The sequence below is a fragment of the Acinetobacter legionensis genome (assembly GCF_057165765.1).
On the sequence record NZ_CM169896.1, the window covers coordinates 3,398,376 to 3,424,532 of the forward strand.

Consider the following 26,157-nt stretch of genomic DNA (forward strand, 5'->3'; position numbering starts at 1 on the left):
CCTTAAGGAACCAATCGTTGTGGTTTAGAATCAAATACTTTACGCATTTCAGCAGTATTTGGGTGATCTTCAATTGGATCGTCGGGGTAGTACCCCACATGCATCACACCTTGTTGGTATAAAGACTGGATCGTTTGAGCAATTTCTGATGTTGGAATCTTTTGATTATTACGCCAGTTCACTGCTTGTAATTCAAAAATCGTCTTTTTAATCCCATTTGGTTGTTTCTTCACGTTTTGTACTAAATCTTTATAAAACTTAGTTGCATCTGGTGCCTGTTCCATATACGGCATTGCCATAATTGCAGTAAAGTCATAATTTTTAATCGATTGCTCTAAAGACTGGGCATACCAGTTTTCCGAATATGCTGAAAGTGCAACTTGGGCATATAAGTTACGTGCAGTCAGTAAGAATGGTTGGTAATAACGCGCCTTTTGCGCTAAATCCATTGCAAAGTTATCAATGGTCTTGGTTTTAAAATCAGTCCATTTTTGCAATTTTGCATCATCATTACGAATTTCTTCTAAATCCGCTGGTAAACCAATTTTTTGATAAGCTTTAATCGCTTCTGGACTAGCATCTTCATAATCTGAAAGTGTTGCATCATCATGGAACAAGATGCCATCAAACGTCGTCGATTTTGCTAAATCCTGATATAAACCTTCAATTACTTTACGTGCTTCTGGTGAATATGGACTTAAACGATGATATCCCATATTTAAATGATCACTGTCTTTGGCTTGCTGAGTCACCACCACATCTTTAGACGCAGGATTTGAAGTTGGTAAGTCCCAAGCCAATAAAGGCATCCACGCATATAAACGACTCACATGGGTCCGAGTTTGAATCTGCCATGCAACACGGTTAAACAAATCTGCACGCATTGGTAGATAACGATTTGGGAAATACACCATATCAGCTGACCCATTCGCATCTGGATCAGCGAATGCCTGTAAGAATACCGTAGTGACATTCATTTCACGAATACGGTCTAACAGATGTCCTAAGTTTTTCTCTTGCTGCGCTTCATCTGGATCATAGATATAGTCTAAATCCACATGCATGACTTTTTGTGGACGGTTATTGTCAGTAAAATTCATCTGACGACTTTGGATTTCTTGTGCTAGAGAATCCGTAGTCATATTGCCTTCGACAAGAATGCGGTTCAAATGGCCTAACGATTTCTCAATATGGTCTGGACCATCATCTAAGCTAATGGTGATGGGCATACCCACCTTTTTAGCCAAAGCAACCGCTTCCATATTATAACGACCATATGGCCACACCATCACACGTGGTGCTTTTAAACCATGTGATTGCAATAATTTATTATTTTTTTTCAAATCACTAAAAATACGATCTGCATAGACTTTATCAGATTCATAGGTTTTACTTTTTGGATCGTATTCGCGTGTGACGGCGGCAGGCTCAGAATTGCCCTGAGGATTGCCTAAAATACCACGATGTAAATTATAACTGTGGCTACCAATTTCTACATAGCCACTTTTTTGCATGGTTTTAAGTTCATCCCAAGTCAAAAGTTTTTTACGTGCTAATTTTTCATCACCAAATTGAACCATTTCATTGGCTTTAGGTTCTAACCATGAGCCAACGACAGCGAGTACAACAGGAATTTTACGTTGTTTAATGACAGGATATGCATATTGATAAAAAGATTGATAACCATCATCTACAGTCAACAATACAGGTTTGGTGGGTAGTTTATATTTACCTTCATTGGCTTTAATAATTTGGTCGACATTGACAAAATTATAGCCATTTTTTTGCAGCCAATCTAAATGTAGCTCAAACTGTTTCGTGGTGACAGCATAATCTGGAATCACTGCATCATGGTTCGGCGTAATTTCATGATAACCAATAATAGTCAGCGTATTTAAATCAATTTTAGGTAATTCGTGCTCTATTGGAGTTTCAGTAGCAACTTGGTCTACTTCTGCCATTGCACTATTATAAAAGGACGAAAACAATAGTGTTACGCATATCATCGCTGAAGGAGAAAAGTAACGGCTTAGCATATATTTAAATACTCGATCATCATTGTTTTTAAATCTGAATCCGTCCGTAGTACATCAATAATGAAATACTAAAATCCTTTTTCAAGACGAATTAAGCCAGAGGTTTTACAACGATGATTTAAAAGAATAAAACTGAAACGAACCTTAAAAAATAACTCTGAGCAGAATTATTTATTTGTGATATTTAAACACTTTTAAGACAAAAGTATTGTAGATGATTGTTAAGCATTGAGCAAATAATAAACAAAAAAATAAAACTATTGTGTTTAAAATCACACTATTAGATAAATAATAAACTTATAAAGTCGAATTCGGGTTATATTTTATCTGAGTAAAATATACAGAAGTCAAAAAGCCCCTCTCAACATTGTTAGTACAACATCGTGTAGTCAATAGATGCTGCATTAAACATAAAAAATAGAGATCAATTGACCTCTATTTTTATGTTTGAAGAGTGATGGCTGAGTCAATCCAGACATTTAGCAGATTTAATCACGCGTTTTGACATCAAACAGTTCAATTTCAAAAATCAGATTAGAATTTGCTGGAATAATTTTGCCCATTTTACGCTCTCCATAAGCCAAGTGTGCAGGAACGATCAATTTACGTTTACCGCCCACTTTCATTCCCATAATACCTTGATCCCAGCCCTTGATTACACGCCCTGTTCCAATCACTGTTTCAAAGTAATTGCCGCGATCAATTGAAGAATCGAATTTGGTTCCGTCTTCCAACCAGCCAGTATAATGGGTTGTAATCAAAGCACCTTTTACTGCTTCTTTACCTTCACCAACTTTTAAGTCAATAATTTCTAATTCATTTGACATACATTATTCCTATTCATCATTCGGGTTTATGCAAAGCTTTACTCATCACTGTCTTTTGTTCATTACGATATTCAGCATAGCTTTTACAAAAACTTTGATAATCTTGCTCAACTTGTTGGGCGTAATTATACGTGTATTTCAACAACTGCGTTTTCCAAAGTTCTGCTTGTTCTGCAAAATTGATTAATTCATCTGCTGTTGAAGAACCTTTACGCCCTGTTGAACGTAATTGAGCATAAGCAATTAATCGAGCCATGTTATAACAGGCATCGGTAAATTTTTTAGGTTTATCTACACATTGTTTAAAATCAATTTTATCTTGTTCAGGTTGTAATGCTTTGACAATATACGCTTGTCCTTGAAAGTCTAGCCGTGATAACTGAGCCGGTATTTGATACTGCATGAGTGTTTGAATGAATTGAATGCGTTGCGCATGATCATCCCATTTTGGTTGTTGTATTTTTAGAAATGGAGACAAGCTCAAAGAGGAAGCTTGAGCCTGTTTCATATCGAATAAAGTATGGGTTTTATTTTCACTATCATAGACTAAGAATACATAGCGATTTAAGCCAATACTTCCTGTCCCCGCAATACGGAATGCGACATCTAATACTTGAAAATTTGATTGATTTTTCGCCTTGAGTGTTTTTAAATCCTCAGAAAATGTTTTTATCAGTGCTGTATATAAGCTTTTGGACTCTATTTTAAAATATTTTTTCTGATCAATCACCAAATAACGCCGCTCACTTGTTTTATCTAAAGAACAACGCGATTCAATAAATGCCACAGGATCACGCTCAGAAACTGTTGTAATATATTTCTTTAAAATACCATCGACGGTTTCTTTTTCTACTGCATAAGCTTTCCCTATTCGAATTGCATTTAAATACTCATCTACCAGTTGTTCCGCGATAGATTTTAAATCATCGTCTCCGATATTCAGCTCTTTGCCAGCCAGAAATATACTGCAAATAAAACGGGACACATCCCACGTTGGATAGGCCAAAATTGCCTCGTCAAAATCATTTAAATCAAAATAAACCACTTGATGTCGACTACGATAACTACCAAAATTCTCGATATGTAAATCACCACAGATCCAAGTGATGGTTTGATCTTTCCATGTTTGTTGGCTTGCTAAATCTTCATAATATAAATGACATGAACCACGAAAAAAGCGGAAAGCACTGCTCGCCATTAATTTATATTTAATTGCTAGAAATTTCTCATCTCGCGACTGATTAAAATGAATAACTCGCTCATAAGGATCTCGCATCGGTTTACTCCAATACTTATACATTTCGTTAGATTAAATCGCTAAGCTGAAAATTTGATGAATAAAAAATTGAATAAATCAAGCACACTTTTTCTTGTTTTAAAAGCTTAACTCTTTAATCTCTTGATCTAAAAGCAAATAGTTTGTGAGTTTTTTGTGATTTTGAGCAGATCCTATTAACACCCAGCGCCCAACAATCTGTTTTTCAGTTTTATTTTGCACGCCGCGTAAAATTTTCATATGGTATTGTTTAAATAATTCCTCATATTTATCTAAAGTTTCTTGTTGATAATCACATAAAATTCTATAGCTACGCGATTGGTGAATGGCTTCAATTCTCTCTTGAAAATAGACAAGAAATACGAGAACAACCAATACCAGTACTGTACCAACACATGCTAAATATTCATAACCAGCACCTGCGGCCATACCTAAAGCTGCCACCATCCAAATCGTTGTTGCTGTAGTAATCCCAGAAATTCTATTATCATCTTTAAAAATAACCCCCGCACCTAAAAAGCCCAAGCCAGTCAGAATATTTGCAGCCAAACGATCAGGATTTTGCACTCCAATTTTAATTGAAAGTATGGTGAATAAACAGGATGCTAAACTCACCATAATCATAGTTCGCAATCCTGCCGACTTACTGCGATACTCACGCTCTGCTCCAATAATTGCACCAATCGCCAAAGCCATAAGTAAGTGGTAGATGTCATTATTCATTGATTTTCTACATAGCTATTTTTATCACTCTAGGTATACGAAATTTGAGTAAAAAAAAGCAAGCGATTCGCTTGCTTTTCTTGTCAATTTTTATTGAACAACAATGCTTACTGTAACTGTGTCCATTCAATCACAGCTTGAGCATCATCACCAATCAAGGTCCACTCACCATCCATAACATTTAATTGCAATTGCATGGTGCGTTGACATAAAGCTTGAATTGCTGTTGTCGTCGCCTCAGACAATTGCCATACCTGAACATTTGACAATGTTTTGAGTTTAGAACTTCTTTTATACCATTCTGCAACGGCTGAACCATAGGCGATCACAGCCACTTCTTTACAACGCGCTGCCGCTTTTTTAACTTTGTCTTCGTCAGGCAAACCAACTTCAATCCATTTAATCAACTGTCCGGTTAAATCCTTCTCCCATAAAGCAGGTTCATCAGTTTCAAATAAATCTTTGGTAAATTCCAAACGTTCATCTGCAAAGCGAGCATATGCCAATACACGTACCATCAAACGTTCAATCGTTTCAGACGGATGTAATGCCATCGTGAATTGATAATCACCATATTGATGCACATCCATATTGGCAATATTCAGATCAGCCTTATAAATTGTTGCTTTTAATGCCATGAAAGTTCCAAAAAGTTCTTAAATATGGCGCACAGTCTATAAGATTTTCAAAAGGATTACTGCGTTTTTTCCGCCTGATCAATTCGACAATTCAACAAAGCCGTTTCTAAACTTTCCCAATCACGATTGTGCTGGCTAATGAGTTCGATCCGATTATCCAAGCTTTCTTCACCCGATTTATAATTCAAATTTTCAGGATTAAAATTAAATGTCATCCAACCTTGATTGGTATTGAATATCCCTTTGATGCGCAACCAGTCTTTTTGCTCACACAAGACATCTAACAAGTCATAAAAATCGAATTGCCAACGCTTTGAAAATTTCCAACCAGCAACAGTATACCCATTAGCCGTTTCAACATAGTGATAAGGTAATTGTTTAACCACAGGCAGTACTTCATCGGGGTTAAATTGCTTTTGCACTTGAATCAGCGGTACAACTTTTCTCTCCCCCCCTTGATGTGATAGATCCAGCTGTTGAATATCAAGATTACCCTGCTCTGCCAATACCCAAGTTTGAATATAAGCAAAGTAATCATTTTTAAACTGGTTTAATACCTCATGATCAGACGCAGACATGCTATCTGCATGCGAAACCACAACAATTTGTGCAGCTTTTAACTGATCTTGATAATGCGCTTGATTCACCCATTCAGAATCATGTAAGCGACTCCCATCGATTACTGTCACCAACGCACGCATATCAATTTGCGCTTGCCATTGCGGTTCAGTCAATTGTGCCAAAAGTTGAGCGGGATGACCTAAGCCTGTAGGTTCTATAAATAGTCGATCGGGTTGTTTATCATAAATCAATCGAGACAAGGCAATTTGCATAGGCAATTGTCCTGCACAACATAAACAACCACCGAGTAATTCTTTTACTTCATAACCTGAGTCTTGTGGTAACAATTGCTGATCCACACCAATCTGTCCAAACTCATTCATAAGAACCGCCCAAGTTTCATTTTCTGGCTTCTGTTGAAGCAAATGCTGTAATAAGGTGGTCTTTCCAGCCCCTAAAAAACCAGAAATAATATGAGTTTTGACTGTTTTTTGGCTTAAAATCTTCAAAGGATCGACCCAGCATATTAAATGAAAGAAATAGATAGATATTGTGACTCTTCTTATTATTACTGAAAAATTGCCAATAGTTTCAGGTTTAACATCTATTTTTTAAATTAAATTTACAAAAACAATCCAAAACTCCAATACCAGGTTCATAAAGATTGCATAATGAATGTTTAGAGTAAGTAACAATGCAGTGTGTTTTTTAATCAACTTTTCATATTTACATACACTTTTACCTATGTGTAGAAGTCAATAGATCACAAAAAAACAACATAATACAATGATTTGTTTTAAACATGTAAACCAGCCTGTTACGCTTTGTTGCTTAGGTTGCCCATTTTTTCATCTGCACTTAGCATGACATTACTCCCTGTGATCAGCAACGCATTTAACAACTGACGCTCTCACAGGTCGTTATACGATCAATTCAATGAATTAAGGATGCCAAAATGAAACTCGTTAAAACACTTTTAGCTACTACACTTGCTTTCACTGCTTTCTCAACTTTTGCTGCTACTGATACAGCTGCAACTGAAGCTGAACAAGTTGTTGTATCAACTCAAGAACAACCAGCTGCAACTGAAGATACTCAAGCTGCAGGTCAACCTACAGCTCAACCTGCGACTGAAAGCGCTGCTGAAGCTCCAGCGACTTCTGCTCCTCAAGCAGGTCAATAAGATTTAACTCTCCTCCCGAGTTAGCAATTGGGTTGTCTGAAAAGACAATCTGAATAAAAAGACTAGATCATGCTGCGATTTAGTCTTTTTATTTTTCTAATGTCTTTTACTTGATCTTTGCTGTCTTTAAACAATTAGACCCAACATATCGAAATCTGGCTTTCTTATTATTAGAAAAGAAATTTGATAACTTTATATTCTTTCTGATTTGTAATTTTTGATCCTAAAAAGAATTAATTTTTTTATTTCATATAAATAGATTCCATATTTTAAGATTTCAAAAAATATTAACCTAAAGTTTAAAAACTCAATGCCTGTATCGCTTCATTTTGCTCAACTCTAGTATAGAGAGGATTTTTGAATAATTCATATATACTCTTTTGCACTTAAATCAGTTTGTAAATTTATAATTAAAACCTGACATATCCAGACTTACGAGGAATTTAAAATGTTAAAAAAACTGATCGGTTTAGGCGTCATCAGCACCCTACTTGTTGCATGTAGCAAACCATTACCGACAGACAAACAAAACTACTCAGGCACATGGCAAAGTGAGGATGGCAGTGTAAATTTGATGATTACGCCTGAAGGACGCGTTGAATATAGCAATAAACAACCTAATTCAAGCTCATCTGTATCTGCACCAATTTCTAAATTTGAAGGCAATAACTTTAGTGCTGGCATTGGACCACTTTCAACTGAGTTTAAAGTTTCTCAAGCACCGCAACAAACTGCCAATGGGATGTGGAGCATGACGGTAGATGGACGTGTTCTTAACAAAGTCAATTAAAAGTGTGGAACTGTTTTTATCAAATTTTTATCGTTTGAATTTATTGTCAAAGCCACCTAATTATTCATATAAGTGATTTGCATCAAGTCATTGATCATAAATGAAGCTTATGTTTTTGTATGAAATTTTGAAACTGTTGGTTATCAATTCGTTTTTTTACTTTTGAATCGTAGATGGTGATCCTACCGTGGGACGACAGGGATGTCGCCGTTCGGCGGTATAGCCCTCTTCCATGAGCAAAAACAAAGCAATGCTTTATTTGCAGCGCAAGGTCTGGCATCTCCTACATAAGTGAGGCATCGCCTACTCAAAGGTATTTAAACTTTGAATGTAGTGTGGGTCATTGTAAGCTTTTTTAAAATCAAACAATTTATTCCGCTATACAGTTGATTTGATTTAAATATTAATTAAAAGAAATTATATTCTTGTGTTTGATTTTTTTGACAGGTTAACCATTTGTTTAAATGTCAATCGCTTAGTGCTGGCAAATATAGCGCATCAAGCTGACTACATTTCATTTTAATTTTGAGATTACCTAAAGCGCCCCCTCATTGGCAACGAGGGGGGAAACTTAATCAATTAACTATTTGAAGCTTTTTTATAAATACTACAAGAAGGATGATGATTTTCTTGTAAACGTGCCACTTTACGCTGCTCAGCCGCTTCAAAACGACAGCGTTTCCAATCATTATCCAGATTTAAAGCTGGAATTTGTTGTGGTTTACCATTTTCATCTACAGCCACCATGGTGAAATAGCAACTGTTAGTATGACGTACTGTACGTTTTTGAATATTTTGTGCTTCAACACGAATCCCGATTTCCATTGAAGTACGACCAACATGGTTTACACTGGCAAGAAAGCTGACCATTTCACCCACATGAATTGGTTCTTTGAAATTCACTTTATCGACTGAAAGTGTTACCACATAACTACCTGAATAACGACTTGCACATGCATAAGCGACCTGATCAAGCAGCTTAAGGATGGTTCCACCGTGTACATTACCTGAAAAGTTTGCCATATCTGGGGTCATCAAAACGGACATGGTTAATTCTGACTGGTCATCTGTAGCTGGGATCATTTGATCTAATGGAGACATCGTATTCTAGACTCTATTTTGGCAGGAGATTTAAGTCTATTATTATATATCTTTTCAACTAAAAAACATGTTTAATTCGGCAATTGACCATTCTCTCAATTTATGATTATGAACACTGTCATTTATTTGAAGTATATCTTATTGGTTTATCAATCATTTTCTATTTATTCAACATGTTTGCTACAATATTTCTATATTTAGGTTTTTTCTGATCCGAATACTTGGTGTTGGATTTTAAAGTACTTCTAACTGTTGATCTTAGTTCTGGACTTGAAATTGCTGTTGGGCAGTTTCAATACTTTTCTTACTGGCAATAACCACGTCTAGATCATGCATACGTTGATTAGCTGCATCCATTCCAGCTTGCATAGTATCCTGACGACCTTTTACATCAAAAATATGTGCTTTTTCACGCAAATCTGGCTGAATCACAATATCTGCATTTTTTAATTCTTCAGCCGCTAATCTATTTTGCATGATATTGATATTTTGGTTAAATAGCCCCCAGACATTACTCGTTTCAGTATTGACAGGTTGTGCCAATATATCCACCGCAATCACGATATCTGCACCTAATTCTTTGGCAATATTCACAGGTACAGGGCTTACTAAACCACCGTCAACATATTCCTTACCTTTAATTTTGGTAGGAATAAACATGCTTGGAATAGATACAGAAGCTCTCACAGCCTGACCTGTATTACCATAATTAAAAATCGTCTTTTCACCATTTTGTAATTCTGTAGCAACAACATACATAGGTATTTTCATTTTTTCCAAAGGCATTTGATTGATTTGCTTATTGACATAATCTTCAACTTTTTGCCCATCAAAAAAACCTTTCATGCCAATTTTAAAATCGCGTACATCACCCACTTTCATATTGAGTGCAATTTGGCGTAGTTGTTCAGGCGATTTTCCACTGGCATAAATTGAACCAACAATACTTCCCGCACTTGTTCCAACAATAAAATCAGGTTTAATACCATGTTGCTCCAACACTTCAATTACACCAATGTGTGCATATCCACGCGCGCCTCCACTGCCCAAGACCAAGGCAATCACAGGTTTTTTCTTTGATAATTGTTTGTATTGATAAAAAGTATAGTCCAATCGCGAAGAGGCTTCCAAAACCTGTTGTGATGCCAATATACCAGCTTGCGATTTTTTTTCGGGTGAGTGTGCACATGCAGTTAGTAACAAACCACAAAACAAAGAAGCAAAGATTTTCTTTAACAATGACATATACTCTCAGATCATGGCACAATCTAAATTCGCCTGTATCTAAGCATAATTTGCAATGATTTGCTGTTGTATTTATTTATTCTGTCATGATTTTCGATTAGATTTTAAAAATCAATGTCTAAAATAATCCTAAAAATATGCCCACACTTTTTGAAATTTTTTGGATTTTTTTAAAATTAGGCTGTAGTAGTTTTGGCGGTCCAGCGGCGCATTTAGTGTTCTTTAAACAAGCTTTTGTAGAGAAAAGAAATTGGTTAAATGAGCAGCAATATGATCAACTGCTTGCACTCACCCAAATGCTCCCTGGCCCAAGTAGTAGTCAAATGGGCATGGCTATAGGTTGTTTACAACATCGATATTTAGGCGCAATTGTCGCTTGGATTGGATTTACTCTCCCATCAGCACTGCTAATGTTTGGCTTAGCAAGATTCATTCAGCAGCATCCAGTTTTTAATCTAGCCTTATTTTCAACAATTCACTCAATCATCTTAGCAATTATAGTCTTTGCTTTTTTACAGATGTTTAAAAGCTATTGTAAAACCAAACTACAATTTACCTTAATGCTGGTCAGTACTGTGTTGCTACTCTTATTTTCAAATGCATGGCTACAACTTGCGATTATCCTTGGTAGTGCTATTTTAGCCATTTTAATGACACGATTTAAATATATTCAAAAGGATTCAAATGTTTTTGCTAGTGGTAATCAGCAGGCAAATTTTAATGTATTACCGAGCTCTTATCATCACAACTCAATCTGGTTGATTGGCTTTGTTTCAATTTTTTTTGCCCTGTGCGTAGCAATGCTTTTTTCCAACAAGCTACTATTTCAAGCCAGTTTTAGTTTCTATAAAACAGGTGCTTTAGTCTTTGGTGGTGGCCATGTGGTTCTTCCCATGCTTCAGCAAGATTTTGTCGATACAGGCCTAATCAGCAAACAAGATTTTGAATTAGGCTACACACTTGCACAATTTATGCCAGGACCACTCTTTAGCTTTGCCAGTTATCTTGGTGCATATTTGCCCCTTACAACTTTTCCCATTGTAAATGCTGTCATAACAACACTGTTAATCTTTTTACCTTCTTTTTTCTTTGTTTTTTTAGCTTTGCCTTACTGGTCTAAGCAACTTGTGAATCCTTATATTCAAAATTCTGTGATACTCATCAATGCTGCAGTTGTTGGATTTGTCCTGTCTGTGATTATCCCTATGCTACAAAAAAGCATGGAAAATCCATTAGATATCGTCACCACCTGTTTAATGCTGTTGAGTTTAGAACTTAAAATTTCAATTTTTATCAGTATTCCTAGTCTTTTATTTATTCATTATGCCTTGCTAAATTTCATTTAAAAAGCCAGTGATATCACTGGCTTTTTAAATCTAAACATAAATTAAGCGATAAATTTTAGAATCAATTGAATCACTGTTGCATTAATTAAGTCGACAAAAAATGCACCACAAAGTGGAACAATCAAAAATGCTTTATGTGAAGGGCCATACATATTGGTAATGGCTTGCATATTTGCAACAGCTGTTGGTGTAGCACCCATACCAAAACCACAATGCCCTGCTGCCAATACAGCTGCATCGTAATTTTTTCCCATTACACGGAATGTCACGAAGGCGGCATATAAAGCCATCGTTAATGTTTGTGCACTCAGAATAATCACCAATGGCCCTGCTAAATCTGCTAACTGCCAAAGTTTTAATGAAAGTAAAGCCATCGCAAGGTAGAGTGAGAGTGCTGCATTACCAAATACATCGATCGCGCGATCAAACATTTTAACTCTTAAAATGCCTTCAAGTACATTACGAAGAATAACACCCCCAGCCAATGCCCAAACAAATGTTGGTAGCTCAAACCATTGCCCTTTACTGTAACCGGTCATGAATTCAGCAAAAGCCAGACATGCTGCAAAAAGTCCCAATGTTGTAATCGCATTATCTGCAGTAATCAAACGGACTTGGTGTGGATACTCAAATGGAACATATTCCCCAAGATCAGAAACGGCTTGTTGATTGGTCTCATCCACTTCTTTTTGTGTTTTTGGGTTCGATAGCTGATAACGGTTAATCAGCAACTTGGCTAATGGACCACCGATGATCCCACCAATAATTAAACCAAACGTTGCGCTCGCCATACCCAACGCTAAAGCACCTTGTATACCATGCTGGGTTTCTAAAATCTCACCCCAAGCACCTGCTGTACCATGTCCACCTGTGAGCGTAATTGAACCTGCAATCAGACCAATCAGTGGGTCTAGCCCCATGACTGTTGCCAACCCAATCCCAACAAAGTCTTGTACGACAATAAATGAAGCAACACAAATTAAAAAAATGACTAAACCAAAACCGCCTTCTTTTAATTTTGCAAAATTTGCACTTAAACCAATCGAAGCGAAAAATACCAACATGAAACTGGTTTGTAATTCACTACTCGTGGTAATGCTATAACCCCAAAAATTATGGATGAGTAAAGACAAAATTGCGGCAACAAGTCCCCCAGCAACAGGTTCTGGAATATTATATTTACGGAGAAAATCAATCTTATTGACCAGGAAACGACCTAATAACAATACGATGACTGCTGCAATCAACGTATAGAAGGCATTAAAAGAAAATTCCATAAGTAATTGTCCATTCTTTGGCTAGATTTTTTGTTGTATAGGTATAGAAATGCTATTCCATAATAGTAGCAGACTTAAAATCACTCAGATTTAGTGATTACCTAATTGCCTGATATATACAACAAAAAATTAAAATAAAAAGCAGATTTTCAACATTGAAAATCAAAAAGGCTCATCGCGATAAATACATTAGCGATTAGATATAAACAGAATTGCAATGCTGCAAAAATTTAGAAAAGAAAATGGTCATGATGTTACTCCTATTATTGATAAAAGATCATTTCATCAAACAATGAGAAATACAGTTCTCATAAGTCATTCGCTTTACAAGAACAGGCCAAAACAGGTCATTTATCTATACGATAATATGAACATAGAAAAAAGTGGGTTAATTATGCATTTTTTTAAGCAAATGTCTTACGTTTTTACAATTTTAGCTATCATTTTAAATTATATTTTTTTCTTATCTATTTCTTTTATAAATACTCATGCATAAAAAACCGAGGAGCATTCCTCGGTTTTTGGGATTAATAAATTTCTAAGCTGGAATTAGAAATTGTATTTCGCCATTAAACCTACACGGTTATCTTTATAAGATTGACCCGCGAAAGTTTCACGCTTACCGTTGATATACTCGATACCTAAATCAATCGGTTTCGCTGGAGAATAGATCACGTTTAACCAAGCTTGTTGAATTTTTTCATTCGCGTTTTGGTTTGCTTTCGCAAAATCTGTACCGTTGTCAGCAAACAATGCGCCATATGCTAAAGTCGAACGCAAATTAGGTAAGATTTTATATGTACCACCCACTTGAAGTGCAGTGAACTCATTCTGCTCAATATCGCCATTTACAATAGCATAAGCATTGTTACTGCCGTATAGGTAATTGCTATTGCCCACCACATAAGATGCATCAGCAAAAAGTTTTAAAGGATCCGCAACTTTAAAGTCTGTGCCAAGTGCAACACCCCATCCCGTCTTATCTTTGCCAGCATTGTTATCTTTATAGTTTTCCACTAAAACACGTGCAGACGCATTACCGTTGCCATCAGCATATGATTGTGTAATTTTACCTGTTAACACAGGAAGACTATATTTAACTGCTGTACCGGTAGCCCCAGCACTATTACCTTCTTCAGCAGCAACCAATAATTTTGTAGTTGGTGCCAGATTGTATGCATAACGTACTTGTGGAATACGTGTAGTACCGCCACCTGCGTTAGTTGCAAAGTCAATCATTTCTGGCGCATGGCTAGATAGGAAGTTAGATGTTGTTTGACCGAATAACCAGTTGTTATAGGTTAAATAAGCATGACGAATACGAAGGTTTTCATTTACACCGTTACCTGCAAAGTCAACTTCAACTTTACCACCAACTTTAGCATCACCTACTGGCGTATTAAAATCTAAACCAATACGTGTTGTTTTTGCTGTCGCGCGGAGTTTGTCTTTCGCTTCTCCAGTAGTTGAACTAATTTTGTTGAAGTCGTCATCACCGCCTTCAATGATATAGTTGGCATCACCACGAACAAAACCATAAATATTGATATCTGCACCAGACTTAGACTTTAAGCCAACTGATGAAGAAGATGGTGCTGCTTGAACTTTAGATTCAACTAATCTCACTTGCTGTTGTTGTTGCTGAAGAAGTGCTTTTAATTCTTGAACTTCATTGCGTAATTGTTGAATCTCTTGACTGTCAGTAGCAGCTTGAGCTGTATTTACCATCAAAGCTGTTACTGTTAATGCTAAACTTTTGACGATCAATGACTTGCGATTTGTGAATAGACTCATTAAATACTCCTAGCCTTATTTATGATGTGCATCCGTACAATTTGATCTTTTAACCCCAATACTTTGCTAAAAAATCAATTTTTCTTGTTTTCTTCAGTAGTTTCTCAGACACCACATAAAAAAAACTTTGCACATATATGCTTGCTATTAAATTATGAAAGCGTTGAAACTAAGTTAAAACCCAAAAGTAACAATTTGTGTATAATTCTTACACCTTTGTAATCTAGCGTAACTCAACCCCTTTATTAAATCAGTTTTATCGAATAAGACTTTAATTTCAATTCTTTTTTCAGATTAGTATTTCTATAATCATTATATAATCTAAGGCTTAGCTAAAATTTCAAAAAATGAATATAACCCCTCTACGACTATCGTATATAGTTTATTTGATTGAAAACTAGACCAATAAAGGATTTTTATGTTTTTCGAACAGGTTCAAGTAATAGATCAAGTAATTACAAGCCGTCATTCAGTGCGTGCTTTTTTGGATAAACCTATCGATTTAGCCATTATTAAAGATATTTTAAATGTCGCATGTCGTGCACCATCTGGAGCAAATACCCAACCGTGGAAAGTATATGTAGTTACTGGTAATAAGCGCCAAGAAATGATTGACCGTGTATGTGCTGCACAAATCGAATTATTTACCCGACCAGAACTCGCCGAACAGCATACAGCAAGTTTTTCATACTACCCGACCACTTGGATTTCACCGTTTATTGATCGTCGTCGTGAAAATGGTTGGGGGCTGTATGGACTTTTGGCGATTCAAAAAAGCGAAAAAGAAAAAATGGCGGCGCAACATTTAAGGAATTATCAGCTTTTTGATGCACCTATTGTGTTGTATTTTACTGTAAATAAAATTATGGGAACAGGCGCTAAAATGGACATTTCCATGATGGTGCAAAATGTCATGATTGCAGCAAAAGCACGTGGTATAGACAGTTGTCCTCAAGCTGCATGGAATCATTTTCATCGTATAGTCTTAGAGGTACTCAATGCACCTGATGATGAGGAGTTAGTCTGTGCTGTTGTGTTGGGTTATGCCGATCCAGACCATATTGTAAATACATTTATTACCCCGCGTGAATCTGTTGAAAACTTTAGCGTGTTCTTGGATTAGAGCGACTTTATTTAACAGCCTTCAATAATTTAAATCATTTTAAAATATTTTTATTCGGCTTCTTTCAAAGGCCCTTTTAAAAACTGAGTTCAACATAAAAGTTCCTCATCCTAACCTTCTCGAAAGGTGGAGAAGGAACTTTCAATACCAATATGATTTACTCCACATGAGCATTTTTTGATTTTTAAAAGATTTATTGTTCTGTATCAGTTGAACATGAATATTTCAACGAATGAATCATCCCTCCTGACTTTTTAAAGTACATGTTTTCTTATAGTAAGGGCTTTTTATCGTAGCTGTCTTTTATATAGCTATCGTCTTTTAGCGATCCCCTGCTTTTTCTTACATAATAAATGTCTAGGGATTAAAACCTGTTAAATCTCGAATAACAGACAGCATTAAAAATCAGCACGCTCTCACACACCAAATATTACAAAATAAAACAATGACTTAAATAAAAATCCAATCAAAAAGCATCTAATACCCAGGTTTGTAATCTTTTGTAAAGTAATATTGATAATTAAATAGGCTTTATGACACTATATATGTATTGGCAGTAAGCCACTTTATAGGTATAAGCAACATGTCTATCCAAGTCAAAGATTCAAACAACAATATTATCCCTATTCAAAATATCCAGTTTGCGGGTGGTGAACGACATGTTCAAATTTCAGCAGATACGTTAAAAACGTTGAAAGGGCAAATTCAGATTCAAGCCAAAATCAGTAACACGCAAGATTTGATGGATTACTTGTTAATTGAAAATGTATTACTCAATCAAGGTTTAGAAATTGATTTGGAAATCCCCTATTTTCCATACGCACGCCAAGATCGAATCTGTGCGATAGGACAGGCATTCTCATTAGAACTAATGACAAAATTATTAAATATCAATACTGAACAATTTCCACAACAACGTAAATCAATCAAAGTTTGGGATGCACATAGTTGTGTTACTGAAAAACTTTTAAATGAAAATACCCATTTTTTTGAGATTGAGAATGTTCAACCCAGTGAAATCATTCTGCAAAATTCAAAGTTACAAGACATTTTAATTGCTCAAGACACCGTTTTAATCTGTCCAGATGCAGGTGCAAAACAACGGACCAAAATGATTGCCAAAGTCATCAATAGCTTACGAGATCACGAAATCGAAATGGTCTACTGTGAAAAAAAACGTGATGCCGTCACAGGAAAAATTCAGAATGCTCAAGTCAACGCAACTGATTTAACGGGCAAAACAGCTGTGATCACGGACGATATTTGTGATGGTGGTGCAACTTTTATTGGTATTGCACAAGAGTTAAAAAAATTAAATTGCCAACATGTGATTTTATATGTGACTCACGGGATCTTTAGTAAAGGTATGCACGTATTTGAAGGCTTGGTTGACCAAATTTTTACCACGATGAGCTTTCCTCAAACTGAACATCCAAATCTAAACGTCATTTCATTTAGTCGTTTCAATTCATTTTAATTATTTTGGAGAATAACAATGAGCTTAAAAATCAATCCACTGAATGCAATTGACTTTTATAAAGCAGATCACAGACGTCAGTATCCTGTTGGCACAGAATATGTTTATGCCAATTTCACGCCACGCTCTTCTCGTTTAGCGAAAATGTTGCCTGACTTCGACGATAAAATCGTGTTCTTTGGCTTACAAGGCTTTATCAAACACTTTTTGATTGAAACTTGGAATGAAGGTTTTTTCCAACAAGATAAGGCAAAAGTCATTGCTAGATATAAACGTAGAATGGATAACGCATTGGGCGAAGGTGCAGTTCCTGTCGATCATATTGAAGCTTTATATGACTTAGGCTATTTACCGATTCGGATAAAAGCATTAGAAGAAGGCAGTCGTGTCAATATAAAAGTACCTGTCCTCACTATTGTAAATACCCTGCCTGAGTTCTTCTGGTTAACCAACTACTTAGAAACAGTACTCAGCGCTGAATTATGGAAAAGTTGTACTACAGCAACGATTGCATTTGAATACAAACGCTTACTGACAACATATGCGATTAAAACAGGTGTACCTTTAGACTTCGTTGCTGTACAAGGGCATGATTTTAGTAGTCGCGGAATGAGTGGGATTTATGATGCCACACAAAATGGTGTAGGACATTTAACCAGCTTTATCGGTACAGACGCGGTTTCAGCGATTGATTATGCAGAAGAATATTACGATGCGGAAGGCATTGTAGGTGTTTCGGTTCCCGCAACCGAACATAGTGTGATGTGTATGGGCAGTGAAGACAATGAAATTGAAACTTTTAGACGTTTAATCACTGAGCTTTATCCATCAGGTGTGGTCAGTATCGTATCGGATACTTGGGATTTTTGGCGAGTAATTACAGAATTTACTGTGGCGTTAAAAGACGAAATTTTAGCTCGTCAGCCAAATGCTTTAGGTTTGGCTAAATTGGTTTTTCGTCCTGACTCTGGTGATCCTGTAAAAATCATTTGCGGTGACCCTGAAGCTGAAATGGGCAGTCCAGCTTATAAAGGCGCTGTGCAATGTTTATGGGAAATCTTTGGCGGAACCGAAACAGATCAAGGCTATAAAGTTTTAAATGAGCGTGTTGGTTTGATTTATGGTGACTCGATTACTTTGGAACGTGCTTTAAATATTCTTCAAGGGCTAGAAGCTAAGGGCTATGCTTCAAATAATCTGGTCTTTGGGATCGGTAGTTATACTTATAACTATTTAACGCGTGACACATTTGGTTTTGCAGTTAAAGCCACTTGGGGACAAGTCAACGGTGTTCCACGTGAATTGTTTAAAGATCCAATCACTGATTCTGGTATAAAGAAATCCGCTAAAGGTTTACTTCGCGTAGAAAAAACTGAAGACGGATTTGTGTTATTTGATCAGCAAACCATGGAACAAGAGCAACAAGGTGAGTTAAAAACAGTGTTTGAAAATGGGCAATTGATTCTAGCGTGTCGTTTGAATGAAATTCGGGAGCGATTGGCAAATCAGTTATAACAATCATTTTCAGAAACCTTGCTTTTTTATTGCAAGGTTTCTGTGCTTAGGCTGCACCATTGCCAATCTCATTTTACTCAACATATTTTCTACTTGGCGAATCTCTTCCACCCTGTAATAATCCAAGACAATCCGTTACTTTAATAAAATTAAGCGAGCCTTACAGTGACCTTTAACTCCGAACAGGAATTTCTCTCCAACTATAATAAAAAGGATTATGAATCCCCATTACTTACAGTAGATATGGCGATTTTTTCTGTTAATGCAGGTCAGCTACAAGTTTTATTGATTAAACGTTCCAATTTCCCACAAAAAGATAAATGGGCACTCCCAGGTGGTTTTGTCGATTTGTCTAAAGATCAAGATTTGATGACAACAGCACATCGTAAATTGGTTGAAAAAACTGGACTTCAATCACCACATTTGGAACAAGTTGCGACGGTTGGCAATGCAGCACGTGATCCTCGTGGGTGGGCTGTAACAGCTTTATATTTTGCCCTGATTGATTTCAAAGCATTCCAACAGATTGCCACTGAACAAAATGAATATAGCGAGTGGGTTTCAATTGCTGAGGCAAAAAAATTAGACTTGGCTTTTGATCATTTAGAGCTTTTAGATATGGCTGTTGACCGTTTAAGTAGTAAGGCACGTTATACAGCCTTACCCGTCAGTTTAATGCCTCAACTGTTTACTTTGACTGAGTTACAGCAGATTTATGAAATTATTTTGGGACAAAGTTTAGAAAAGAAGTCATTTAGACGGCGTATGATTGAAGCTGGCGCAGTTGAGGAAACAGATCAATCTAAGATTGCGGGCAAACGCCCTGCTCAATTGTATAAGTTTGCACTACAAAGTTATGATTTCCATTTTCCTCGAATTTTAGAGTATCCAAGGGAAACCACTTAAGCGCTTTGTATTGCTTGGATAACAGCAAACAATGAAAACTTTAGAAAGATTAATCAAAGGGATTTACGCAATAAGCTTAAAAGCTTTGTCTTCACTTATCGACATCACTAAATTACTTCAGATCGACTTCTAATTGCCGTTTCAATTTCATTTATTGATTTCCAAAAATAACGACATAAGTCCCTATTTGTATTTTTTTCTCTAAACAACAGACCAGTTTTTCTAAAAAATTCATCACTTTGCTATCGTTAAAATGCAGATCTTTAATTTTTAAAATAATGTCTTGTAGGGCATTTTTATCAAAATAGTTATCTGAACAAGGATCAAAACTACACTCGTATTCATTTCTCAGTGGGCTAAACAACGGAAATAAAGATCTAAATATTTTAATGACATAAGCAAAATCATCTTGCGGAATAAAATAAGTTCTATTGCCTTTATTTTGTATCCTCTCTAAGTTTTCATCTTCTACCCAAATAAAGAAACCCACTTTATCAACATATTTTGGATTTTCATCTATACTCAATTTGATTGTACGTTGATTAAATTCATTAATTTTTTGAATGATTTTTTCAAGATTGGGATGATATCTAGGATCATCATAATATTCTCGTGCAAGCTCCACTTTACAATCTGTTGCTGCACAAATTTTTTCAATATTCTGCTGATGATAAACTTGTATGCAATGTTCTATCTCATCATATTGTTTTAATAAAGCGCAAGCATCTGCGATTGAAATGGTAATTTTTGTGCGTAATTCATGCAATTTTTCTTTATCCATAACACACCACTTTTAATTGCCTCATTCTTTCATTTTCAATATTTATACATCACAACTTTGCAAATTCTATTATCTTAATCAAAACATTTAAAATTGGACAATAACAATGAACGCACTAAGCTACTTTGAAATTCAGTCTTCAAATCCTGAGCGTGAAGTTAAATTTTATCATGAAGTTTTCGGTTGGAAATTTCGCAAAGTTGAAGGTCTACCCATTCAATATTTTCAAATTGAAACAGCCAACATACATGGTGGCTTATTGGAGCGTCCAGCTCAAACACCACCCACCCATTGTGGAACCAATGCCTTTACCTGTTCTTTTGAAGTTGAAGATTTTGATACAACTGCTGAAAAGATTTTAGCTTTGGGTGGACAAGTAGCAATGGAGAAATTTGCTATTCCCAATAAATGTTGGCAAGGATATTTTTTAGATGCAGATCATAATACCTTTGGATTAGTCCAAGTTGATCCCAATGCAAAATAACATTCAATAATTAAAAATCTAAATAAATGTTCGAAAAAACCTGTCTATATTCGGCTGCATGAAACAGTTGAGAAAAAGATAGCGAGTATTTTTTAAGAATTTTTATAAAAAATACAGATCATATTAAGTGATTAAGGCCTTACAGCTGATTTAAGCATTCAATTTGTGCTACCTTAATTTTAAATTCTGTAAGGCTTATCCAACTAATGACTGTACGCTTTCTTCATACTTCAGACTGGCATCTGGGACAATTCTTCTATAACCATTCTCGCCAGTATGAACATGAGCAATTTTTAGCGTGGTTATTAGCTCAAATCAAAGAAAAGCAACCCCATGCCCTATTAATTGCAGGCGATATATTCGATGTCATCAATCCTGCATCTGCTGCGCAGAAACAACTCTATCAATTCCTAGCCAATGCACATCAGCTTGCTCCACATATGCAAACCTTAATGATTGCAGGTAATCATGATTCAGGTTATCGCATTGAACAAGTTGAGCCCCTGCTTGAAAAATATCACGCCAAAACCGTCGGTGTGATTCATAAAAACGAGCTTGGTCAAATTGATTTGGATCGTTTACTGATTCCAATTTATGATGAACAAAAAAATATTATTGCTTGGTGCCTAAGCTTACCGTTTCTGCGCCCAGCCGAAATTACAGGTTTTAACGAAAAAACCAATAACAGTCAAAATGCCATTGCCTATTTACATCAACAGGTGATTTCTGAAGCACGAAAAAGAAAAACAGATAATCAAGCACTCATTCTAATGTCACATGCCCATATGCAAGGTGGAGAAACCTCTGATTCTGAACGGCCTATTATCATTGGCAATGAGGAAGCACTTTCTACCACATTGTTTGAAGATAGCATTGATTATGTTGCACTCGGGCATTTACATAAACCGCAAAAAGTTGGTCAGGAACATATCCGTTATAGTGGTTCACCTATTCCCTTATCCTTTAGTGAAATCAACTATAAACACCAAATTGTCGACGTGAATATTGACCCGCTTAAAATAGATGAGTCACGGGTTTCATTTGAAAGTGTATTTATTCCCCGTAGTGTACAACTACATAAAATTAAAGGGGAATTGAACGAAGTTTTAGCCAAATTAAAGGCATTAGCAAGCGATGAAATTGAAAATATTGATCAGCGTGAATATGTCGATATTGAATACCATACCGATGTTCCACCTCCGCCCAATTTGCGCCAACAATTTGAAGATGCTTTACCCAAAAACCGTTACCGCTTAGTTCGCATCTCAAGACAATACTTCGCATCAGAAAAAAATAGTGATGAAATTACTTCAATCAATTTAGAACCACCGACACCAGAAAAACTCTTTCAACAACTTTGGGAAAAAAATGGCTATACCAATGATGATGCTGTCTTGAAAGACTTTTTAAGCTTATTACAAGAAGCCGAAAAAACGCTTGAAAATGAACATGACGCATAGGAGTTTGCCGTGAAAATTTTATCTATACGACTCAAAAATCTCGCGTCTCTTTCGGGTGAACATTTTATAGATTTTGAATCTGAACCTTTAGCTTCAGCAGGTTTAGTTGCGATTGTTGGAAAAACAGGAGCAGGAAAATCAACCATTTTGGATGCCATGTGCCTTGCTCTATTTAATAAAATCCCACGTTTAAAAGACAGTGATGGTAAATTACAGGATGTTGATGGCTCTGAACTTTTAACCAACTCACCACTGACGGTACTCCGCCGTGGTACCTCACACGGCTTTGCTGAATTATGTTTTGTGGCACAAGATCAAAAGCATTATTTGGCACGCTGGGAACTTAAACGTTCCCGTGAAAAAGTAGATGGAAAACTACAAAGTGTCCAACGCTATTTAAAATGCTTAACTGATGGAACGGTAGTCGCAGATAAAGCCAAAGCCGTTGAATCAGCGATCTATAAAATTACCCAACTGAGTTTTGAGCAATTTACTCGTGCAGTTCTTTTGGCACAGTCCGAAGTTACAGCCTTCTTAAAAGCACGTGACAATGAACGTGGTGAATTACTTGAGTATTTAACCAATTCATCCATTTTTGGAAAAGTCGGTCAATTGGCCTACGAAAAAACCAAATTGGTGGCATCAAAACGTAAGGATTTGGAAAACCTTCTCGGTCATATTGAACTCCTCGCTGAGGAAGATGCCGCTGAATTACAGATGCAATTCCAACACATCAATCAAGACTATAAAAAACTTGAAGATGAAAAATCGCAACTTGAAAAACAACAGCAATGGTTTGAGCGTAAACAAAAACTGAATAATGAAATTGTCGTTAAGCAACAGTTGCTTAATACACAGTTACAAGCGCAACAAGGCTTAATCCCTGAGCGTGAACGTTTAAATCGTTTAGAAATATTCTCAGAGATTCGTTCTAGTATTTTTCAAAAGCAACAACTGATAAAAACCGAACAGCAACTCGCACCACAAACTCAAAAACAACAACAGCTTTTTGATGCATTACAAGTTCAATTTGACACTGAAAAGACCCGTTTTCTCCAAACTGAAACGGCTTTAACTGTTCAGCAAAATTTCGAAAATACCCATCGTGGATCTTTGAGTGAAGTACGGAAATGTATTCAGGAGCGGGATTTTATTGGGGTCGAATTTAAGAAAATTCAGACCAGATTAAATGATTTAGAATCGTCTAAAACCCCACTACTCAATCAACAACAACAACTTGAACATCATATTCAGCAGATTACAGAAAAACGAAATCTTTTAAATCAGCAACTTGCAGACTCTCAGCAGTTCTCAAGTTTGGATAAAGGTTTAACTGCACATGTGCAACAGTTAACCCAATTTATTCAGCACTATCAATCTATTGAAAATCAATTAGGGAACCTGTCTCAGGCTGAAACGAAATTAATTGAGCAAAAAACACAATTACAAGACTCAATTCATCAATTTGGAACTGCGGAGCAACTTGAAACTCAGCTTGAACAAACGCGCCAACAACGTGAATTTAAACTGAGCCAACTCAACCAATTGGCTACCTTACAGCAAAAATTAGCCCAGTTTTTTGAATTAAAGATTGAATCTCAGCAGCTTAATGACCGATTGAAACGTTGCTCGGAACAATTTCAACAACTAGAAAAAACCACAATACAGGCTGAACAAGATTTCCAAACGGCGAAACAAGCCCGTTTAAAACTGCAAGAGGTTTTACAACAACAACGCTTATTACATGCTGAAAATGTGGAACATTTAAGAGCTGAATTAATAGATGGTCAACCTTGTGTTGTTTGTGGAAGCACAACCCATCCCTATCACCTTGATGATTCTGCTATATCTAAAGTACTGTTTGAGCTACAACAGCAACAGGAACAACAAGCCACGCTCAAAGAACAACAAACCTTTAACCTTTGGCAAGCGGCTCAACAAAACTTGACCAAATTGAGTGTCGAACAGCAACAGCTTAAGACCACTCTTCAAAATGTGACTGAAAAAATAACCGTCATACAACAGCTATGTATTGAACAAGGTCAATCAGCCCAAATCCCTCTGAACGTAACTTATACACAATCTGAAATTAAGCAACAATTGGAGCAACTTACCCAGCAATATCAGTTTGATATTCAACAATTGGAAGCACAATCTAAGCAATGGATTCAAAGCATCAAAATTCAGCAACAATTAAGTCAAAGCATTCAACACACTGAACATTTATTGCAAAATGCCAATAACCTACACAATCAGGTACAACATATTGTCAGTTGCTTAGCTGATCGTGAAAAAAATGCATGGCAACAGTACAGTATCACCACAGCACAATATATCTTGAGCCAATTAAATACGCGTACACAACAGCTTGAACAGCTTGAGTTATTGTCGAAACAGCATGATCAATATCTACAGCAACTCAATACAACTCAACTCAATATAGCGAATACAGCCAAACACATTTCTGAAACTGCTCACAGCTTGAACGAGATAAAACTGAAAGGGCAACAAAACACAGAATTGGCAAATCAACTCATTCAAAATATGACGGGATTAACCGAAGTTAAGCCGAATGAATGGTTAACGCAGTATGACCATGAATACCAAAAAATTCAGACGCTTTACCAACAACAAAAGCAAAGTTTTAATCAATTACGCAATCAATTTGAGCAAGAAAAAAGTCAGCTCGAACAACTCAACGCTCAGCAACAACACAATCAGAATAACCTCAATCTAGTGAATCAGGATATTCAGCAATGGCTTACTCAGCATCCAGCTTTTCAGCCTGATGATTTAGAGCTTTTGGCTCAAATCACGGCGGTACAAGAACAACAGATTCGCCAACAACTGCAACATGTTGAACGAATGTTAAATGAGGCCAACTCAGCACTTAACACCATACAAGAGCAATTAACTGAACATACGCTTCATCAACCCGAAATTGATTTTGAACAGTTACAACAATTGATTTTGAATAATGCGAATACGCTAAAAACCCAATTTGAAATCCGCGATCAGTTAAAACTCAAACTTGAATTGCATCAACAAAATGTTGCTAAGCAAAAGCAATTTGCTGATCAGATTCAACAAGTACAACAGGAAGAACATCGCTGGGGCAAAATTTCAGGCTTAATGGGAGATGCGACGGGTAAGAAATTCCGTGATTATGCACAACAGTATAATCTGGATATTTTACTCGAACATGCCAACCAACAATTGGCAATGTTGTCTCAACGTTATACCTTAAAACGATTAGATAATTCACTCAGCCTTGCCATCATTGACCATGATATGGATGGTGAAACCCGTTCGGTTGCCTCACTTTCAGGAGGTGAGTCATTCTTGACTGCCCTTGCCTTATCTTTGGCAATTGCCAATATGGCATCAGGTTCAATGAAAATTGAATCTCTCTTTATCGATGAAGGTTTTGGTACATTGGATGCATCTTCATTACATATGGTTATGAATGCATTAGATCAACTGCAAAATCAAGGGCGTAAAGTTGTATTGATTTCACATATACAGGAAATGCATGAACGTATTCCTGTGCAAATTCAGGTACGCCCTTTAGGGGCGGGTGCAAGTACGCTTGAAGTGGTGAGTTAGAATAAATG

The 26,157-nt window shown here is 36.3% G+C and carries 20 protein-coding genes and 1 pseudogene; 10 read left to right on the forward strand and 11 right to left on the reverse strand.

Annotation, left to right across the window (positions count from 1 at the left end; translation table 11 throughout):
* Positions 1-2 precede the first annotated feature (2 nt).
* The 6 genes from pgaB to AC2G3J_RS15475 form a co-directional block, all read right to left on the reverse strand.
* Positions 3-2,036: a poly-beta-1,6-N-acetyl-D-glucosamine N-deacetylase PgaB gene (pgaB, locus tag AC2G3J_RS15450; RefSeq protein ID WP_419361185.1), complete on the reverse strand. Its 2,034-nt coding sequence runs from the start codon at positions 2,034-2,036 to the stop codon at positions 3-5.
* A 488-nt stretch (positions 2,037-2,524) separates the two neighbouring features.
* Positions 2,525-2,863, reverse strand: coding sequence for an FKBP-type peptidyl-prolyl cis-trans isomerase (locus tag AC2G3J_RS15455; protein WP_004722677.1), 339 nt, complete (start codon positions 2,861-2,863; stop codon positions 2,525-2,527).
* A 16-nt stretch (positions 2,864-2,879) separates the two neighbouring features.
* Positions 2,880-4,139 (reverse strand): DUF2252 domain-containing protein, encoded by a 1,260-nt coding sequence (locus tag AC2G3J_RS15460; protein ID WP_483770239.1) that lies wholly within the window; start codon positions 4,137-4,139, stop codon positions 2,880-2,882.
* 99 nt (positions 4,140-4,238) lie between these two features.
* Positions 4,239-4,862, reverse strand: a complete 624-nt coding sequence (locus tag AC2G3J_RS15465) for an MgtC/SapB family protein (RefSeq protein ID WP_483770240.1) — start codon at positions 4,860-4,862, stop codon at positions 4,239-4,241.
* A 107-nt stretch (positions 4,863-4,969) separates the two neighbouring features.
* Positions 4,970-5,500 carry a YaeQ family protein gene (locus tag AC2G3J_RS15470; protein ID WP_004722682.1) on the reverse strand — a complete coding sequence of 177 codons (531 nt, stop codon included), beginning with the start codon at positions 5,498-5,500 and terminating at the stop codon, positions 4,970-4,972.
* A 56-nt stretch (positions 5,501-5,556) separates the two neighbouring features.
* Positions 5,557-6,570, reverse strand: coding sequence for a CobW family GTP-binding protein (locus AC2G3J_RS15475; protein WP_336952868.1), 1,014 nt, complete (start codon positions 6,568-6,570; stop codon positions 5,557-5,559).
* Positions 6,571-7,016: 446 nt separating this feature from the next.
* Between AC2G3J_RS15475 and AC2G3J_RS15480 the strand changes: the two genes are divergently transcribed.
* Both AC2G3J_RS15480 and AC2G3J_RS15485 read left to right on the forward strand, forming a co-directional pair.
* Complete coding sequence (locus tag AC2G3J_RS15480; RefSeq protein ID WP_336952869.1) at positions 7,017-7,244, forward strand: hypothetical protein; 228 nt, start codon at positions 7,017-7,019, stop codon at positions 7,242-7,244.
* Between the two features lie 448 nt (positions 7,245-7,692).
* Entirely contained in the window at positions 7,693-8,034 is a 342-nt protein-coding gene (locus AC2G3J_RS15485; RefSeq protein WP_336952871.1) for a hypothetical protein, read from the forward strand.
* Between the two features lie 579 nt (positions 8,035-8,613).
* Here AC2G3J_RS15485 and AC2G3J_RS15490 read toward each other — a convergent pair.
* Positions 8,614-9,135 (reverse strand): acyl-CoA thioesterase, encoded by a 522-nt coding sequence (locus AC2G3J_RS15490; protein WP_336952872.1) that lies wholly within the window; start codon positions 9,133-9,135, stop codon positions 8,614-8,616.
* A 258-nt stretch (positions 9,136-9,393) separates the two neighbouring features.
* Positions 9,394-10,272, reverse strand: a pseudogene (locus tag AC2G3J_RS15495) (patatin-like phospholipase family protein); the annotation flags it as partial.
* A 245-nt stretch (positions 10,273-10,517) separates the two neighbouring features.
* Between AC2G3J_RS15495 and chrA the strand changes: the two are divergent.
* Complete coding sequence (gene chrA, locus AC2G3J_RS15500; protein WP_483770241.1) at positions 10,518-11,726, forward strand: chromate efflux transporter; 1,209 nt, start codon at positions 10,518-10,520, stop codon at positions 11,724-11,726.
* A gap of 41 nt (positions 11,727-11,767) precedes the next feature.
* On the opposite strand, the gene gltS is transcribed toward chrA, so the two are convergent.
* Together gltS and AC2G3J_RS15510 are read right to left on the reverse strand one after the other, a co-directional pair.
* Complete coding sequence (gene gltS, locus AC2G3J_RS15505; protein ID WP_336952874.1) at positions 11,768-13,003, reverse strand: sodium/glutamate symporter; 1,236 nt, start codon at positions 13,001-13,003, stop codon at positions 11,768-11,770.
* Positions 13,004-13,552: 549 nt separating this feature from the next.
* On the reverse strand, positions 13,553-14,797 hold the full coding sequence (locus AC2G3J_RS15510; protein WP_336952875.1) for a DcaP family trimeric outer membrane transporter: 1,245 nt from the start codon (positions 14,795-14,797) through the stop codon (positions 13,553-13,555).
* Between the two features lie 418 nt (positions 14,798-15,215).
* Between AC2G3J_RS15510 and AC2G3J_RS15515 the strand changes: the two genes are divergently transcribed.
* The 4 genes from AC2G3J_RS15515 to ntrR all read left to right on the forward strand — a co-directional run bounded on the left by AC2G3J_RS15515 (position 15,216) and on the right by ntrR (position 19,818).
* Positions 15,216-15,920, forward strand: coding sequence for a nitroreductase (locus AC2G3J_RS15515; RefSeq protein ID WP_336952876.1), 705 nt, complete (start codon positions 15,216-15,218; stop codon positions 15,918-15,920).
* Positions 15,921-16,503: 583 nt separating this feature from the next.
* On the forward strand, positions 16,504-17,397 hold the full coding sequence (locus AC2G3J_RS15520) for a phosphoribosyltransferase family protein (RefSeq protein WP_483770242.1): 894 nt from the start codon (positions 16,504-16,506) through the stop codon (positions 17,395-17,397).
* A gap of 18 nt (positions 17,398-17,415) precedes the next feature.
* Positions 17,416-18,912 carry a nicotinate phosphoribosyltransferase gene (locus tag AC2G3J_RS15525; RefSeq protein ID WP_336952878.1) on the forward strand — a complete coding sequence of 499 codons (1,497 nt, stop codon included), beginning with the start codon at positions 17,416-17,418 and terminating at the stop codon, positions 18,910-18,912.
* A 165-nt stretch (positions 18,913-19,077) separates the two neighbouring features.
* The gene (ntrR, locus tag AC2G3J_RS15530) at positions 19,078-19,818 is read left to right on the forward strand and encodes an ADPR responsive transcriptional repressor NtrR (RefSeq protein ID WP_483770243.1); all 741 of its coding nucleotides are present in this window, start codon (positions 19,078-19,080) and stop codon (positions 19,816-19,818) included.
* A gap of 151 nt (positions 19,819-19,969) precedes the next feature.
* On the opposite strand, the gene AC2G3J_RS15535 is transcribed toward ntrR, so the two are convergent.
* Positions 19,970-20,599 carry a hypothetical protein gene (locus AC2G3J_RS15535; RefSeq protein ID WP_483770244.1) on the reverse strand — a complete coding sequence of 210 codons (630 nt, stop codon included), beginning with the start codon at positions 20,597-20,599 and terminating at the stop codon, positions 19,970-19,972.
* Between the two features lie 106 nt (positions 20,600-20,705).
* On the opposite strand from AC2G3J_RS15535, the gene AC2G3J_RS15540 reads away from it, so the two are divergent.
* From AC2G3J_RS15540 to AC2G3J_RS15550, 3 genes are all read left to right on the forward strand, one after another.
* Positions 20,706-21,083, forward strand: coding sequence for a VOC family protein (locus AC2G3J_RS15540; protein ID WP_483770245.1), 378 nt, complete (start codon positions 20,706-20,708; stop codon positions 21,081-21,083).
* A 206-nt stretch (positions 21,084-21,289) separates the two neighbouring features.
* Positions 21,290-22,543, forward strand: a complete 1,254-nt coding sequence (locus tag AC2G3J_RS15545; protein ID WP_483770246.1) for an exonuclease SbcCD subunit D — start codon at positions 21,290-21,292, stop codon at positions 22,541-22,543.
* Between the two features lie 9 nt (positions 22,544-22,552).
* On the forward strand, positions 22,553-26,149 hold the full coding sequence (locus AC2G3J_RS15550; protein ID WP_483770247.1) for an SbcC/MukB-like Walker B domain-containing protein: 3,597 nt from the start codon (positions 22,553-22,555) through the stop codon (positions 26,147-26,149).
* The last annotated feature ends 8 nt before the right edge of the window (positions 26,150-26,157 follow it).